The 13,541-nt window shown below is 70.4% G+C and carries 12 protein-coding genes and 1 pseudogene; 6 read left to right on the top strand and 7 right to left on the bottom strand.

Annotated features, from left to right (window positions below; translation table 11 throughout):
- Positions 1 to 40: 40 nt before the first annotated feature.
- Complete coding sequence (locus tag SANBI_RS00795; protein WP_319158035.1) at positions 41 to 811, bottom strand: hypothetical protein; 771 nt, start codon at positions 809 to 811, stop codon at positions 41 to 43.
- Between the two features lie 105 nt (positions 812 to 916).
- Here SANBI_RS00795 and pgm point away from each other — a divergent pair, with 105 nt between their 5' ends.
- The 3 genes from pgm (at position 917) to SANBI_RS00780 (ending at position 4,709) form a co-directional block, all read left to right on the top strand.
- Positions 917 to 2,587: a phosphoglucomutase (alpha-D-glucose-1,6-bisphosphate-dependent) gene (gene pgm / locus SANBI_RS00790; protein WP_319158033.1), complete on the top strand. Its 1,671-nt coding sequence runs from the start codon at positions 917 to 919 to the stop codon at positions 2,585 to 2,587.
- Between the two features lie 231 nt (positions 2,588 to 2,818).
- A complete protein-coding gene (locus SANBI_RS00785; RefSeq protein WP_319158031.1) occupies positions 2,819 to 3,580 on the top strand; it encodes a hypothetical protein in 762 nt (253 codons plus the stop codon).
- A 352-nt stretch (positions 3,581 to 3,932) separates the two neighbouring features.
- The gene (locus SANBI_RS00780) at positions 3,933 to 4,709 is read left to right on the top strand and encodes a hypothetical protein (protein ID WP_319158029.1); all 777 of its coding nucleotides are present in this window, start codon (positions 3,933 to 3,935) and stop codon (positions 4,707 to 4,709) included.
- A gap of 309 nt (positions 4,710 to 5,018) precedes the next feature.
- On the opposite strand, the pseudogene SANBI_RS18785 reads toward SANBI_RS00780, so the two are convergent.
- From SANBI_RS18785 to SANBI_RS00770, 3 genes and pseudogenes are all read right to left on the bottom strand, one after another.
- Positions 5,019 to 5,516, bottom strand: a pseudogene (locus SANBI_RS18785) (DUF3800 domain-containing protein); the annotation flags it as partial.
- A 187-nt stretch (positions 5,517 to 5,703) separates the two neighbouring features.
- The gene (locus tag SANBI_RS00775; protein ID WP_056135101.1) at positions 5,704 to 6,024 is read right to left on the bottom strand and encodes a GNAT family N-acetyltransferase; all 321 of its coding nucleotides are present in this window, start codon (positions 6,022 to 6,024) and stop codon (positions 5,704 to 5,706) included.
- 58 nt (positions 6,025 to 6,082) lie between these two features.
- Positions 6,083 to 6,814 carry a hypothetical protein gene (locus tag SANBI_RS00770; protein WP_319158026.1) on the bottom strand — a complete coding sequence of 244 codons (732 nt, stop codon included), beginning with the start codon at positions 6,812 to 6,814 and terminating at the stop codon, positions 6,083 to 6,085.
- Positions 6,815 to 7,027: 213 nt separating this feature from the next.
- Here SANBI_RS00770 and SANBI_RS00765 point away from each other — a divergent pair, with 213 nt between their 5' ends.
- Both SANBI_RS00765 and SANBI_RS00760 read left to right on the top strand, forming a co-directional pair.
- Positions 7,028 to 8,473: a glycosyltransferase family 2 protein gene (locus SANBI_RS00765; protein ID WP_319158024.1), complete on the top strand. Its 1,446-nt coding sequence runs from the start codon at positions 7,028 to 7,030 to the stop codon at positions 8,471 to 8,473.
- The gene (locus SANBI_RS00760) at positions 8,473 to 8,883 is read left to right on the top strand and encodes a hypothetical protein (protein ID WP_319158022.1); all 411 of its coding nucleotides are present in this window, start codon (positions 8,473 to 8,475) and stop codon (positions 8,881 to 8,883) included. Before SANBI_RS00765 ends, SANBI_RS00760 begins: the two co-directional genes overlap by 1 nt.
- Positions 8,884 to 8,928: 45 nt before the next feature.
- On the opposite strand, the gene SANBI_RS00755 is transcribed toward SANBI_RS00760, so the two are convergent.
- Both SANBI_RS00755 and SANBI_RS00750 read right to left on the bottom strand, forming a co-directional pair.
- The gene (locus SANBI_RS00755) at positions 8,929 to 9,846 is read right to left on the bottom strand and encodes a response regulator transcription factor (RefSeq protein ID WP_319158020.1); all 918 of its coding nucleotides are present in this window, start codon (positions 9,844 to 9,846) and stop codon (positions 8,929 to 8,931) included.
- Positions 9,847 to 9,916: 70 nt separating this feature from the next.
- On the bottom strand, positions 9,917 to 11,164 hold the full coding sequence (locus tag SANBI_RS00750; RefSeq protein WP_319158017.1) for a glycoside hydrolase family 6 protein: 1,248 nt from the start codon (positions 11,162 to 11,164) through the stop codon (positions 9,917 to 9,919).
- A 112-nt stretch (positions 11,165 to 11,276) separates the two neighbouring features.
- Here SANBI_RS00750 and SANBI_RS00745 point away from each other — a divergent pair, with 112 nt between their 5' ends.
- The gene (locus SANBI_RS00745; RefSeq protein WP_056135085.1) at positions 11,277 to 12,539 is read left to right on the top strand and encodes an MFS transporter; all 1,263 of its coding nucleotides are present in this window, start codon (positions 11,277 to 11,279) and stop codon (positions 12,537 to 12,539) included.
- A gap of 45 nt (positions 12,540 to 12,584) precedes the next feature.
- Here the strand turns inward: SANBI_RS00745 and SANBI_RS00740 are convergent, their stop codons facing one another.
- The gene (locus SANBI_RS00740) at positions 12,585 to 13,370 is read right to left on the bottom strand and encodes a putative protein N(5)-glutamine methyltransferase (protein ID WP_319158014.1); all 786 of its coding nucleotides are present in this window, start codon (positions 13,368 to 13,370) and stop codon (positions 12,585 to 12,587) included.
- Positions 13,371 to 13,541 lie beyond the last annotated feature (171 nt).

The following is a 13,541-nucleotide window of genomic DNA, read 5'->3' as shown; positions in this document are numbered from 1 at the left end:
ACCCGACCTGCTGGACGCCAGGTGGAGATCTCAGGCCGGGTCAGCACCCGTCCGTCTCGTACGCGCAGAGCTGCTCCCAGGCGGCCTGGAGCTCGGGCACCACGAGCTCGCGGGACGCCTTGATGCTGTACTCGCCGCCCGCGTTGGCGACGAGGGTGACCGCGTTGCCCCGACGGGTGACGGAGAGGACGTAGCCGAGCGACATCTCGTCCTGCCCGGGGGTGTAGTCGTCGTTGTAGGAGACGACGAGAACCGTCCCCTGCGCACCGACCTCGACGGGCTCTGTCGCGTAGCCGGTCGTGACGTCGTCGCTCCCGGCGCACGCCGCGAGCACCGAGCCGAGCCGGTCGGCCTCGGACACCGCGGCGTCGACGTCGGCGAAGACCGCGACCTGCTGCTGCCCGATCGCGTCCTCGAACGCCCCGTCCCCCTGCACGACGGTGCGCATCGCCGCGGCGCCGTCCGGCGCAGTCTGCTCGCAGCCGTCCGGGAGCAGCCAGGTCTCGACGCCCTCGCGCTCGGTGCGCGCCCCGTCCTCGGGGTAGAGGCGCTCCTGCGGCAGCATGACGGTCGCAGGCAGGTCGGTCGTCGGGGCGGGAGCCTCGGTCGTCGGGGGCTCGGTGGGCTCCGGGCTGGCCGCCTCCGTGCTCTCCGTGCCGGTGGAGGTGCTCGTCGCGGTGGGAGTCTCCGCCGGGGCGGAGGACGCGGCGGGAGAGCTCGTCGAGCCGCCCTCCGACGGTCCAGAGCTCGCGCACCCGGCGAGGACGAGCGTGGCTGTCGTGACGAGGGCTGCCGGGAGCGAGATTCTCATCCCAGCAGACTCTCAGAACCTCCGTGCACCCGCATCCGTCCGGAGGTGGACGCCACCGGCGTCGGCGCCGGTGCCTCACCCCGGCACGAGTGGCAAGATCGACTCATGGACCCTCGCGCTGGCACGCTCGCCCTCCCCGAAGACCTCATCGACGTCGACGCAGTCGTCGGCGCGTACTACGACCTCACCCCTGACGTCGACGACCCCTCGCAGAAGGTCGTGTTCGGCACGTCCGGGCACCGTGGGTCGAGCCTCGACCACGCCTTCAACGAGGCGCACATCATCGCGACGACCGCCGCGATCGTCGAGTACCGCCGCTCCCAGGGCACCGACGGTCCGCTGTTCATCGGCCGTGACACCCACGCCCTCTCGCTCCCGGCGTGGCAGACCGCCCTCGAGGTGCTCAGCGCAGCCGGTGTCGACGTCTACGTCGACGCGCGCGACTCCTTCACCCCGACGCCTGCCGTCTCGCACGCGATCCTGCTGCACAACGGGGCCTCAACCGCCCAGGGCGTCCGGACGACCGGACCGGGCCTCGCGGACGGCATCGTCGTGACCCCCTCGCACAACCCGCCCCGGGACGGCGGCTTCAAGTACAACCCGCCGCACGGTGGCCCGGCAGGCTCCGAGGCGACGTCGTGGATCGCCGACCGCGCCAACGAGATCCTGCGCAGCGGGGTCGGCGCCGTGCGCCGCGTCTCCCTCGACGAGGCCCTCGCCGCAGAGACGACGCACCGCCACGACTACCTCGTCGCCTACGTCGACGACCTCGCGACGGTCATCGACGTGGACGCGATCCGCGACGCGGGCATCCGCATCGGCGCCGACCCGCTCGGCGGCGCGGCTGTCGAGTACTGGGGCGCGATCGGCGAGCGCTACGGCCTCGATCTCACCGTGGTCAACCCGCAGGTCGACCCGCGCTGGGCCTTCATGACCCTCGACTGGGACGCGAAGATCCGCATGGACTGCTCCTCCCCCTACGCCATGGCCTCGCTCGTCAAGGCCATGGAGGGCGACGCTCCGTACGACATCGCGACGGGCAACGACGCGGACTCCGACCGTCACGGCATCGTCACCCCCGACGCCGGGCTGATGAACCCGAACCACTACCTCGCCGTGGCCATCAGCTACCTGTACGGCGGAGCGCGCCCGGGCTGGCCGCAGGACGCCGCGATCGGCAAGACCCTCGTGTCGTCGGCGCTCATCGACAGGGTCGCCGGTGGCCTCGGTCGCCGCCTCGACGAGGTGCCCGTCGGCTTCAAGTGGTTCGTGCCCGGCCTGCTGAACGGCTCGGTCGGCTTCGGCGGGGAAGAGTCCGCAGGGGCGTCGTTCCTGCGCAAGGACGGCTCGGTGTGGACGACCGACAAGGACGGGATCATCCTCGCCCTGCTCGCCTCCGAGATCCAGGCGACCACGGGGAAGTCCCCCTCGCAGCACCACGCAGCCCTCGTCGAGCAGCACGGCCAGTCCTGGTACGCCCGCGTCGACGCGCCCGCGACCCTCGAGGAGAAGGCGACCCTGTCGAAGCTCTCTGCTGACCAGGTCTCGGCGACGACCCTCGCCGGCGAGCAGATCACCGCGAAGCTCACCGAGGCACCGAGCAACGGTGCCGCGATCGGCGGCCTCAAGGTGACGACCGAGAACGCGTGGTTCGCCGCGCGCCCCTCGGGCACCGAGAACGTGTACAAGATCTACGCCGAGTCCTTCACCTCCCCCGAGCACCTCGCCGAGGTGCAGGAGGCCGCGAAGGCTCTCGTCGGCGAGGCTCTCGCCTGACCTGCTGACCTGAGTCCCCCGCCCGACCGGGCGGACGAGCAGACGCCGGTGCCATCCCCATGGGAAGGGCACCGGCGTCTGCGCTGTCTCGGGCCGCCGGAGGACACCTCTGAGGGCCGCCAGACCTCACCCGCTCTCACCGGGCGAGCACGCTGACCTGCGGATAGCGTCTTCCCGTACCTGAGCGCGGCCTGCGTGCCGCCCGGACACCGACCCGAGAAGAGACACAGCATGCGCATCACCCGCGGTATCGCCTCCCTGACCGTGGCGGGCCTCGCCCTCACCGGTCTGGCCGCCTGCTCGAGCGACGACTCGAGCTCCGAGGAGACCACCGTCGCGACGACCGAGCCCGCCGAGGAGACCACCGAGGCGACCGACGAACCGACCGAAGAGCCCACCGAGGACGCCACCGACGAGGCGACAGACGACGCGACCGAGGACTCCGACGCGGCCGGCTCCGGGACGTCCCCGGCGTGGGCTGTGCCGACGACCACCCCGGGCGAGAAGATCGCGACGATCGACGCCGAGACCTTCACGGTCGACGTCTACCAGGTGGGGACCGCCAAGGCCTCGAAGACCGGCCAGTGGGTCGACCCGGAGACGAACCTCCCGCTGATCGCCGAGGGCGACGAGATCGTCTACGTCAACTACGTGTTCACCAACACGGGCACCGAGTCGATCCCGCTCACCTACAGCCTCGTCACCGTCACCCCGACCTACGCCGACTGGGAGTACCTGCAGGGCATGGACTCGATCGTCGACTCCGAGCAGTTCGAGGAGATGGGCGTGACGAGCTTCGCCATCGACCCGATGAACGGCGGCGAGGCTCCCTTCGAGTGGGCTCCGGGCGAGACCTTCTCCTCCGGCCAGAACTTCAAGTACCAGGCCGGGTCGCCCATCACCTTCGAGGCGCGCCTGTCCCCCGCCGACGAGGCCGGCGAGCCCCTCAGCGACCAGCGCACCGAGGTCAGCGTGGACGCCACGATCAGCTGACACGACCCTGGAGCCCCGCTCGCGGACGTCAGGCTCCCACAGTCCGTGCGTGCACGGGCCAGCCACTCACCGGGCGCCGACCACAGGGTCGGCGCCCGGTGCCGTCTCCGGCGTCCCTCCAGGTCCTCCCGAGGACCTGGAGCACTCCCCCGGGCAGCCCGGCCCAGCCGAGCACGGGTCCCCATCGACTCCACGGGTACTACTACCCACCCCCAAGATCCGCAGGATCCCGCGGTTCATGGGCAGTGGTACCCATAGCTGCGGTCACACCGGCAGGGGCGCCGAGGTTAGTGTCGAAGAGAACCCGATCCCGACCTCCCGGGTCGATCCCTAGACACGAATCGAGATCATCATGCGCATCACCCGCGGCATCGCATCCCTGACCGTCGCCGGCCTCGCCCTGGCCGGGCTGGCGGCCTGCTCGAGCGACGACTCCGACAAGGACTCGTCCTCGATCCTCGCCACAGACTCCGCCGAGGAGACCACCGAGGCCTCGGACGAGCCCACCGAAGAGCCGAGCGAGGAGGCCACCGAGGACGAGTCCGACGAGGCCACCGACGAGTCGAGCGACGACTCCGGCGATGCGGCAGCATCGGGCGACTCGCCGTCCTGGGCCGTCCCGACCACGACCCCGGGTGAGAAGCTCGCGACCATCGAGGGCACGAACTTCACGGTCGACGTCTACCAGGTCGCGACGGCGACAGCCTCGAAGACCGGGCAGTTCGTCGACCCCGACACGAACCTCCCGCTGATCGCCGAGGGCGACGAGATCGTCTACGTCAACTACGTGTTCACCAACACCGGCACCGAGGACATCCCGCTCTCGTACAGCCTCGTGAGCGTCTCGGCCGAGTACGCCGACTGGCCCTACCTGCAGGGCATGGACTCGATCGTCGACTCCGCGCAGTTCGAGGAGATGGGCGTGACGAGCTCCGCGATCGCCACGGGCACCGGCGAAGAGGCTCCGTTCGTGTGGGCTCCCGGCCAGACCTTCTCCTACGGCCAGAACTTCAAGTACCAGGCCGGGTCCCCGATCACCTTCGACGCGACCCTGACCCCGGCCGACGACGCCGGCGAGCTCGTCCACGACGAGCGCCAGGAAGCCTCCGTCGACGCGACGATCAGCTGATCGCCGGTACGACGGCCCGCCAGGGCCGCACGGCATGAGAGACGGCCGGGCGACGACCACGTGTCGCCGCCCGGCCACGTCTCTGCGCGAGATGCTCGCCCGTCGCTCTCGCCGTCGACCTCGGCAGCCTAGGTCCGCCGCCCTGCCCTCTCGCGGGAGCGCTCTGCGGCCGCCCGGATCTTCCGGTACACCGAGAGGTCGATGCTGCCCGCTACGCTCTGACCCGCTGCCTGGGGGAACATCGCTCGCTCGATCTCGACCCAAGATGTGGCTGTACATGACCGGCAGTCGCGCAGACCGCGCCTTCTCGTTGACCTGGTCGATGATCACCATGACGTTCTCATCGCGAGAATCTGCGTAGCGAGCTATGCGGTTCAAGGCCTCGTGCATCGCGTGGGTCTCGCGCTCGGTGTACATGGCGGAGTCGTCCACGTGGTCACCGCGCGTCTGCCTCGGCGTCCCGATGGGCTTCTCATCGGCGTAGTAGAAGAGCTGTCCGTCGAGTCGGCGAACGCTCTTCACGAGGGCGTCGAAGACGCGGAGCTGAGCCGGAAACTTCTGAGGCGTCTCAGCACGGAAGATGTCAGAACCCTTGCGCTCCCAGCGTCCTGGGTGCGCTGCCTTCTCGATCATCGGCTTGTAGAGAGCTGCCTTCTCCCTCTGGAAGATCGCGCCGAACTCGCGCGCTCGTCCCTCCGGGACGATGAAGCCCGCGTAGCCGAACGCGGGACTGGTCTTGTACCTCGCGTCATCGCGGGCGACGAAGGCTCCGGTCTCCCCGATCTCGTCGATGTAGGCAAGCAGCATCGGACCATTGTCACCTAAGCGACTAACGCAGAAACCCACGCCTAGGCGTGGGTTTCTCGAGTTGGTGCTCGGGGAAGTATTTCATCCACAGCTACCAGTACAGGACACTACTCTTCAGCAGACGCAGGTAGCAAGACGTAGGTGAGGTCGCACGGGCGACACGGATCTCGAGCGATGCGCCCGGCGCTCACGGGAGGAGCGTCTTGTACTCCTCGTGGCGGTCGATGTAGCCGTGGACGAACGAGCACTGGGGGATCACCGTGAGGTGGTGCTCCTGGGCGTAGTCGAGGAACACCCGGGCGAGGCTCGACCCCACGCCGCGGCCCTCGAAGTGCGGCTGGACGATGGTGTGGGTCGCGACGAGGGTGCCGCGGCCGCCGGCACTCTTGGCCTCGACCCGGTCGTAGGTGAGGAAGCCTGCCAGCTCGCCGTCGGGCGTCGTCGCCTCGAGGCGGTGCCCCTCCTCGTCGTGGGTGACCTGGGGCTCGGGTGCGGTGTCGTCGCTCATCTCTTCATCATGCACCCGGTCCTCCGTAGCGGCTCGGGGACCGGTCAGGACCAGGCCCTCACGACGTCGCGGTCACGTTTGCGGCCGGCTCCCCGGAGGCGTCGGGCGTCGCCGCGTCGGTCGCCTCCGCCGGGGGCTGCGCGATCGCGACGGTGAGCGTGTCCACGGCCGACTGCTTGGCGTAGTCCTCAGACGTCGGGGTCGTCTGGATGAGCACCTCGTAGGTGAGCGTGAAGGTCACCGAGGCGGCACGGTCGTCGACGGGGGGCACCACGAAGGTCTGGTTGTAGCTGTAGGGCGCGGTGATCGCGTAGCCCGGCTCGACGCTCGCGTCGTCCGTGACGACGGCGGGGCTCGGCAGCGCGTTGCCGTCGGCGTCCTTGACGTCGGCCGAGAGGCTGACGCGCGACAGGTACAGACCCTGGCCGTCGTCGGGGACGAGGGAGCCGGAGATCGACAGGCTGAGCGGCTTGCTCGCACCCGAGACCCACTGGTCCATGCTGAGCGTCGACCAGTACGTGACGCCGAGCGACGCCGCGCCCGCCGTGAGCGTGCGCTGGGCGTTGCCGGCGGCGAGGTCGTTCTGGATCACCTGGATCGTCTCGACGGGGGCGGGCTGGGGCTCGGTCGTCGGGGTGGCCTGGGCTGCATCCGCGGCTGAGGCGTCGGCAGCCGCGCTCGACCCTGTCGTCTCGGGGTCGTCCCAGGGCGCCGTGCCGCACGCGGTCAGCGCGAAGAGCATCCCGGCGGCGAGCAGCGCGGCTGGTCGGAAGGGTCGGCGGGCAGTCATGGGTTCCCCCTGGGTCGTGGTGATGGCACGACACTAGGGCCCAGATCCGCCGGATCAAGGCGATCTTGAGGGACCGACGACATCCTGAGCACATCTTGAGGTGATGCTGAGGCTGCGCTGCGCCGACGCTGCGGGAGGCCGGGAAGACTGCTCTCAGACACAGCAGACGCCGGTCCGACCGGCCGACCCGCACGATCCTCCAGGAGGCACACCGTGGCACATTTCGACGACGACGTGATCATCGACCACGAGACCTTCGGGGAGATCGAGAAGTACGCGAACGAGTTCATCGAGAGCGTCGAGGCGCTCACGACGGCCCGCCCGACGATCGGCTGCATCATCCCGGCGTACAACGAAGAAGAGTCGATCGGCTCGGTCATCGAGTCGCTGCTCGCCCAGACGCGACTGCCTGACGTCATCCACGTGATCGTCAACAACACGACCGACAAGACCGTCGAGGTCGCGGCCGGCTATGCCGGGGCGCACTCCTCGGTGGTCGACGGTGTCGAGCAGTTCACCGAGGTCTACGTCCACGACATCGGCAAGAACCCCGACAAGAAGGTCGGTGCGCTCAACTACGGCTTCACGCTCATCGAGGGCATGGACTACCTGCTCGGCGTCGACGGCGACACCGTCGCGAGCGAGAAGGCCGTCGAGCAGCTCGAGGAGGAGATCGTCTCGGACAGCCGCATCGGCGGCATCTCCGCGATCTACACGATCGACCCGGACCCGATCCAGGGCACGGTCGCCAAGTTCCTCATCTCCGGGCAGCGGGCGCAGTTCGCGGCCTTCAACATGCAGAACATGCTCCGCGGCCGGAACATGGCGGTCCTCGGCGGCCAGTACTCGATCTTCGCGACCAAGGCGCTGCGCGACGCGATGACCCAGAACCACCAGACCACGCCGTGGGTCAAGGACTCCGAGGTCGAGGACTCGCTCCTGTCGCTGCAGATCAAGAGCGCCGGGTACCTCACCAAGATCAGCGCCCGGGCCCGCGCCGACGTCGGCGGCATGACCACCCTGCGCGGCCTCGACGCCCAGCAGGTCAAGTGGAACTACGGTGCGATCGAGCTCATGTGGCCCGGCCAGCGTGGCGACACCAAGGGTCAGCCCTTCCACCCGAACCTGCGCCTTCGCTGGCTCGAGAACGCGTCGATGGCGATCAACGCCGTCGCCCGCGTCATGTTCATCCTGCTGGTCGTCGCAGCCGTCTCGATCGACGCCTTCGTGTTCAGCCCCGTCTGGCTCGTCCCGCCGGTCGTCGCCGCGGCGCTCAACGTGCGCATCGCGATGTCGATGCAGGGACGCACGAGGCGAGACATCCTCTTCGCGGCGCTGATCGTTCCCGCCGAGATGTACATGTGGGTCCGCATCGGCCACTTCCTGCGGGCCTGGACCAAGTTCGCGAGCAAGAAGCAGGTCGACAACTGGGCTGCCCAGGCGAAGGCCGAGCGCGGTGCCGGCAACGCGTACCTCACCCCGCTGCTCATCACCGTCGCCGTGATGATCGCCCTGGCCGCCGTGTGGGTCCAGCTGTCGATCGTCGTCCAGTCGACGATCCTCTGGGTCGCGTGGCCCGTGCTGGGCACCATCGCGGTCCTGCAGACCCTCGGCATGTTCGGCAAGCTGGTACGACGTCACCACGGCTACCAGGCGTGATGACCGCCAGGGGGCCGGAGACCGTGGACGTGGTCGACCGCAGGGTCCTCGAGGAGCTCCTCGAGGACCTGCTCGGCAACGTCCAGACCTTCGAGAGGTTCGTGGCCGACTACGTCGCGCTGTGGTCAGGTCGCATGACGACCCTCGACGCCGCGCTCGCCCGCACCGACCTCGCGGCGGCCGACACCGGTGTGCTGAGCATCCGCTCGAGCAGCATCATGCTCGGGTGCGCGTACGTCGCCACCATCTCGGACAGCATGCTCGCCGCCGTCCGCCGTGCCGACTGCCTGTCGGCGCAAGCCTGGCTGCCCGAGCTCGATGCCGCCGGGACCGAGGCCTGCCACGAGCTGTCGCTCCTCCTCGTGGAGGAGACGCACCGCAGCTGGGGCGAGCCCGAGCAGCACCCCTGACGGCCCTCCCCGACGTCTCTCGGTGCTCTCGGGCTCCCCTCGCCCTCAGCTCTCGTCGACCGAGGTGAGCCTGTAGCCGACCCCGCGCACGGTCTCGATCCAGCGCGGGGAGGTCGCGGTGTCGGTCAGCTTGCGACGCAGGTTGGCCATGTGGACCTCGATCGCCCGCTTGTCGGCCTCGCTCACGTAGTACGACGTCACGTAGCTCTCGCCGCGGAGCAGCAGCGCGAGGTCCGCCTTGCCGCGCACCCGCCGACCCGTCTCCATGAGAGCGGCGAGCAGGTCGAACTCGCTGCGGGTCAGCACGATCTCGTCCTGACCGTGACGCACCAGGCGCATGTCCGGGTTGAGGCGCAGCCCGCGGTGGACGAGCCAGCCCTCGCCCTCGTCGACGAGGTCGGCCGGCTCTGCGGCTGCTGGCGCGGGCGCGGGCGCGGTGCCACCTGGCTGCGTCGCGGCGGGCTCGACCAGCGAGGCAGGCAAACCCTCTGCCGGCAGGAGCGACGGGTCTGGCACTGCGAACGCCGGGGCGGTGGGGGCCGCCGCCTGGGCCGGCTGCCCTGCTGCGGGGTCGACCCCGACCACCCGGGGCCGGCGCAGCATCGCGTCGATGCGCGCACGGAGCTCGCGGGGCCTGAAGGGCTTGGTCAGGTAGTCGTCGGCGCCGGCGTCGAGGGCCTGGAGCGTGTCGATCTCCTCGCTGCGGGCCGAGACGATGACGAGGTAGGTCTGGCTGAACTGGCGGATGCGGCGCGCGGTCTCGAGACCGTCGATCCCGGGCATGCCCATGTCGAGGGTGGTGACGATCGGGTCGTAGGCCTTGACCGCCTGGACCCCGTCGAGACCGTTCCCCGTGGCGATCGTGTGGAAGCCGGCGTCGGAGAGCACAGCCTCGAGGAGGTGCCGGATGTCGGCGTCGTCCTCGATGATGACTGCGGTGCGGCGTTCCTCGTCCGGTGCCACGGTGCCTCCTTCGGTGAACCTCACGGTGCGCGCACCCGACCAGACGTGTCGAGCGTGCTCCGAAGAAGGATCAGGCCCTGTCCTCGGCGACGAGGCTGAGTGCCCGGTCAACCCACCATTCTCCGGCAACGGGGCCTCCGCCGCACGTCCCGTCGCTCTCACCTGGAGGTTTCACCCACAGGTTGGCGTCCAGCCCCTCGGCCTCGAGGGTCAGCGGTCGGGCGCCCAGCGCGGCACCCGGAGGGTTGCACCAGGTGCCGTCCGACCCGTTCCCGTTGCGCCCGGTGTCCACCACGAAGGGGGCTCCGTCGAGCTGGGCGCTCAGCCGCTGGGCGTAGGCGAGCTCGGAGGCGTCGTCGTTGTAGTTCGACACGTTCGTCGCGAAGCCGTGCACACCGGCGATCCCGGCCCGGCGCAGCAGGTCCGCGGTCTCCTGGACGGAGTGCCAGTTGGAGTGACCACCGTCGAGGTAGACCGTCGCCCCGGCGTCGGTGAGGGTCGCGCCCGCGGTGCTGACGAGGCTCAGGCGCCCCTCGACGTCGCCGCACTGCTCGGCGAGGGAGATGCTGTCAGGCTCGAGGATCACGGGAGTCTCGGTCCCGTCGAGAGCCGCGGCGATCTCGCGGACCCACACCTCGTAGCCCTCGACGCTCGTCCCGCCGGCGGAGAACTGCCCGCAGTCGCGGTCCGGGACGCCGTAGACCACGAAGAGCGGCAGCGTGTCCTGCGCAGCCGCGTCGGCCACGACCTGCGCGACGAACGGGCCGACCTCGCCGGCCGGGTACTTCTCGGGGGTGAGCCAGATCCCCGTCGGCTGGTCCGCGATGGTGAGGAAGGCGTCGCGCGTCGCGGAGTCGGTCGCGGAGTCGACGGCACGGATCGCCTGGGAGTCCGGGTCGACGTAGAGGTCGCGCCCCGTGAAGGGGTTGTCACCGTCGAGCAGACCGCTGCGGACGACGACCACGGCGGCGACAGCTGCGACGACCACCAGCACGCCGAGGGCGATCAGCCAGCGGGCTGCCCGCGAGCGGCGGCGGCGCGGCGGGCGAGGACCACGGGCCGCGGGTGCTGCCGGGCTCGCCTGGACCGCCGGTCGTGGAGCCTCAGCGGCACCCTGCGTCGTAGGCACCTCCGCGGAGGACCCCGCGCGGATCACGTAGTCGCTCGCCGGCCGCGCCTCGGGTGCGTCGGTGCGCCCACCACGGACCGGGAGGACCTCGGGTTCCTCAGGGCTCTCGTCGGCGGGCACGCGGATGACGTAGCGAGGGTCGCGCGGCCCCAGCGGGGCGTCGGGCTCGTCGCTGCTCGTGCGTGCCATGCGAAGCCCTCCCGAGCTCGTCCGTCAGACTCGGGTCAGCCTACGCGCCAGACCACGGCGACGGCGGTCGAGGAACCGCTCGCGCGCCGTCCCAGATGAGAGACTGGGAGACGTGCCAGACGAACCCGGGACGACCCCCGAACCAGCCCCCGCGAAGGCCTCACGCAACCCCTACGGAGCGCTCCTCGCGATCCCCGGCACCAAGCAGTTCTCCGGGTCGGGCGCCCTCGCCCGCCTCCCCATGTCGATGGTGGGCATCGGCATCGTCCTGATGATCCAGCAGACGACAGGCTCCTACGGGCTGGCCGGGCGGGTCAGCGCCGCGTACATCGTCGCGCAGGCGATCTGCTCGCCGCAGATCGCCAAGCTCGTCGACCGCAAGGGCCAGGCCCGGGTCATGCGGCCGATGTTCGTCGTCACGTCGCTCTCGCTCCTCGGGCTCATCCTCTCGACAGCCCTCGGCGCACCCGAGGCCTTCCTCTACCTCTTCGCGGTGCTCACGGGGGCGTCGGTCGGCTCGGTCGGGTCGATGGTCCGGGCCCGCTGGTCGAACCTGCTCGCCGACCCGCGCAAGCTGCACAGCGCGTACTCCTTCGAGTCGGCCGTCGACGAGCTGTGCTTCGTCGTCGGACCGATGCTCGCCACGATCCTCGCGACCTCCGTGGCCCCGACCGCCGGGCTGATCGTCCCCCTCGTCGCCGTGGTCGTCGGCGGCTTCTGGTTCTTGTCGCTGCGCGAGACCGAGCCGCCGGTGTCGATCCCGGTCGAGGGCGTGAAGAACCGCTCCGTCCTGCTCAACGGCGGCATGCTCGCCGTCATCGCCGTGTTCATCGGCATGGGCGCCGTGTTCGGTGCGACAGACGTCGCGACCATCGCCTTCGCCAAGGAGGCCGGGCACGAGGCCATGGCCGGCGTCATCCTCGGGGTGTTCGCGGCCGGCTCGCTGATCTCCGGCCTGCTCTACGGCGCCAAGCACTGGCTCTCACCCCTGTGGAAGCGCTTCGCCGTCGGCATGCTCGCCCTCGCCGTCGGGGTGACGCTGTTCTTCTTCGTCACGTCGCTGCCGATCCTCGCCGCGGTGATGTTCGTCGCCGGCTTCGCGATCTCGCCGACCCTCATCAACGGCAACAACCTCGTCCAGCTGCTCGTGCCGCCCTCGCAGCTCACCGAGGGGCTGACCTGGGTCGGCACGGCCCTCGGTGTCGGCGTCTCGGTCGGGACGTCGGTCGCCGGCGCCCGGATCGACGAGGCCGGGTCCCACGCCGGGTTCACGGTGGTCGTGGTCGCCGCCGGGATCGCCGTCCTCGTCATGCTCGCCTCGCTGACGACCCTGCGCTCGCGGACTGCGGGGTCGACGGTCACCGAGGGGCACTGACCTCACGGCTCGGGCAGGTCAGGAGGAGGAGCGGTCGCGCCGGGGTCAGCGACTGGCGACGACCACCGTCGCGTCGGCCTCGTCGGACCGCACCACGCGTGCTGCCAGGCCCGCCGCCGTGAGCAGCGCGGCGGTCGCGGGCGCCTGCCGCTCGCTGGTCTCGACGAGGACATGCCCTCCCCCGGACAACCACTCAGCGGCGTCGCTGGCGACGCGGCGCTGGATCTCGAGACCGTCCGTACCGCCGTCGAGCGCGACCAGGTGCTCGTGGAGGCGAGCCTCCGGGGGCATGAGGGCGACGGCGTCGGTCGGGACGTAGGGCGCGTTGACGACGAGCACGTCGACCCGGCCGCGCAGGCCTGCGGGCAGCGCGGAGAAGAGGTCGCCCTCGTAGACCGGTCCCCGCGAGCCCAGGTTGCCGCGAGCGCAGGCGACGGCCGACGGGTCGACGTCGGAGGCGTGCAGCTCGACGCCGGGCACGGCGGCAGCGACCGCGAGGCCGACGGCACCGGTCCCGCAGCACAGGTCGACGACCACGCTGCCGGCGTCCGCGAGCGCAGCGGCCTCCTCGACGAGCAGCCGGGTGCGCTGACGCGGGACGAAGACCCCCGGGGCGACGGCGACCCGCACCCCGGCGAGCTCGGCCCACCCGAGGATCAGCTCGAGGGGTTCACCGGCGACCCGGCGCCGGACCAGCGCGTCGAGCGACGCATCGTCCGTGGCAGCCTCGAGCAGCAGCCGGGCCTCGTCCTCCGCGAAGACGCAGCCCGCGGCCCGCAGGGCTGCCACGGTCCTGACGGTGCTGTCGGACTCTTCTCGTGCAGCGCTCATCACCTTCAGTGTGCCGCACCCGCCGCAGGCTGTCCGCTGGAGCCACCAGTCGTGGCCCGAGCACCCGAGCCGGGGTGCCCAGAGAACCGTGTGTGGTGGACGAGACATCCCAGATGTCCGGCTCTGCCGTGCGAGCAACCACGAACCGGAGCAGGGTGGAGGGGAGCGGGA

Origin of the sequence: Sanguibacter biliveldensis, assembly GCF_033798665.1 — a bacterium.
GTDB classification, from domain to species: Bacteria; Actinomycetota; Actinomycetes; order Actinomycetales; family Cellulomonadaceae; genus Sanguibacter; species Sanguibacter inulinus.
The sequence above is the reverse complement of the archived record's forward strand: the minus strand, read 5'-3'. Positions and strand labels throughout refer to the sequence as shown.

Bases quoted from the DNA above. Each gene is read 5' to 3' on its own strand.
- SANBI_RS00795 (WP_319158035.1), bottom strand. From the start codon at position 811: ATGAGAATCTCGCTCCCGGCAGCCCTCGTCACGACAGCCACGCTCGTC.
- pgm (WP_319158033.1), top strand. From the start codon at position 917: ATGGACCCTCGCGCTGGCACGCTCGCCCTCCCCGAAGACCTCATCGAC.
- SANBI_RS00785 (WP_319158031.1), top strand. From the start codon at position 2,819: ATGCGCATCACCCGCGGTATCGCCTCCCTGACCGTGGCGGGCCTCGCC.
- SANBI_RS00780 (WP_319158029.1), top strand. From the start codon at position 3,933: ATGCGCATCACCCGCGGCATCGCATCCCTGACCGTCGCCGGCCTCGCC.
- SANBI_RS00775 (WP_056135101.1), bottom strand. From the start codon at position 6,024: ATGAGCGACGACACCGCACCCGAGCCCCAGGTCACCCACGACGAGGAG.
- SANBI_RS00770 (WP_319158026.1), bottom strand. From the start codon at position 6,814: ATGACTGCCCGCCGACCCTTCCGACCAGCCGCGCTGCTCGCCGCCGGG.
- SANBI_RS00760 (WP_319158022.1), top strand. From the start codon at position 8,473: ATGACCGCCAGGGGGCCGGAGACCGTGGACGTGGTCGACCGCAGGGTC.
- SANBI_RS00750 (WP_319158017.1), bottom strand. From the start codon at position 11,164: ATGGCACGCACGAGCAGCGACGAGCCCGACGCCCCGCTGGGGCCGCGC.
- SANBI_RS00740 (WP_319158014.1), bottom strand. From the start codon at position 13,370: ATGAGCGCTGCACGAGAAGAGTCCGACAGCACCGTCAGGACCGTGGCA.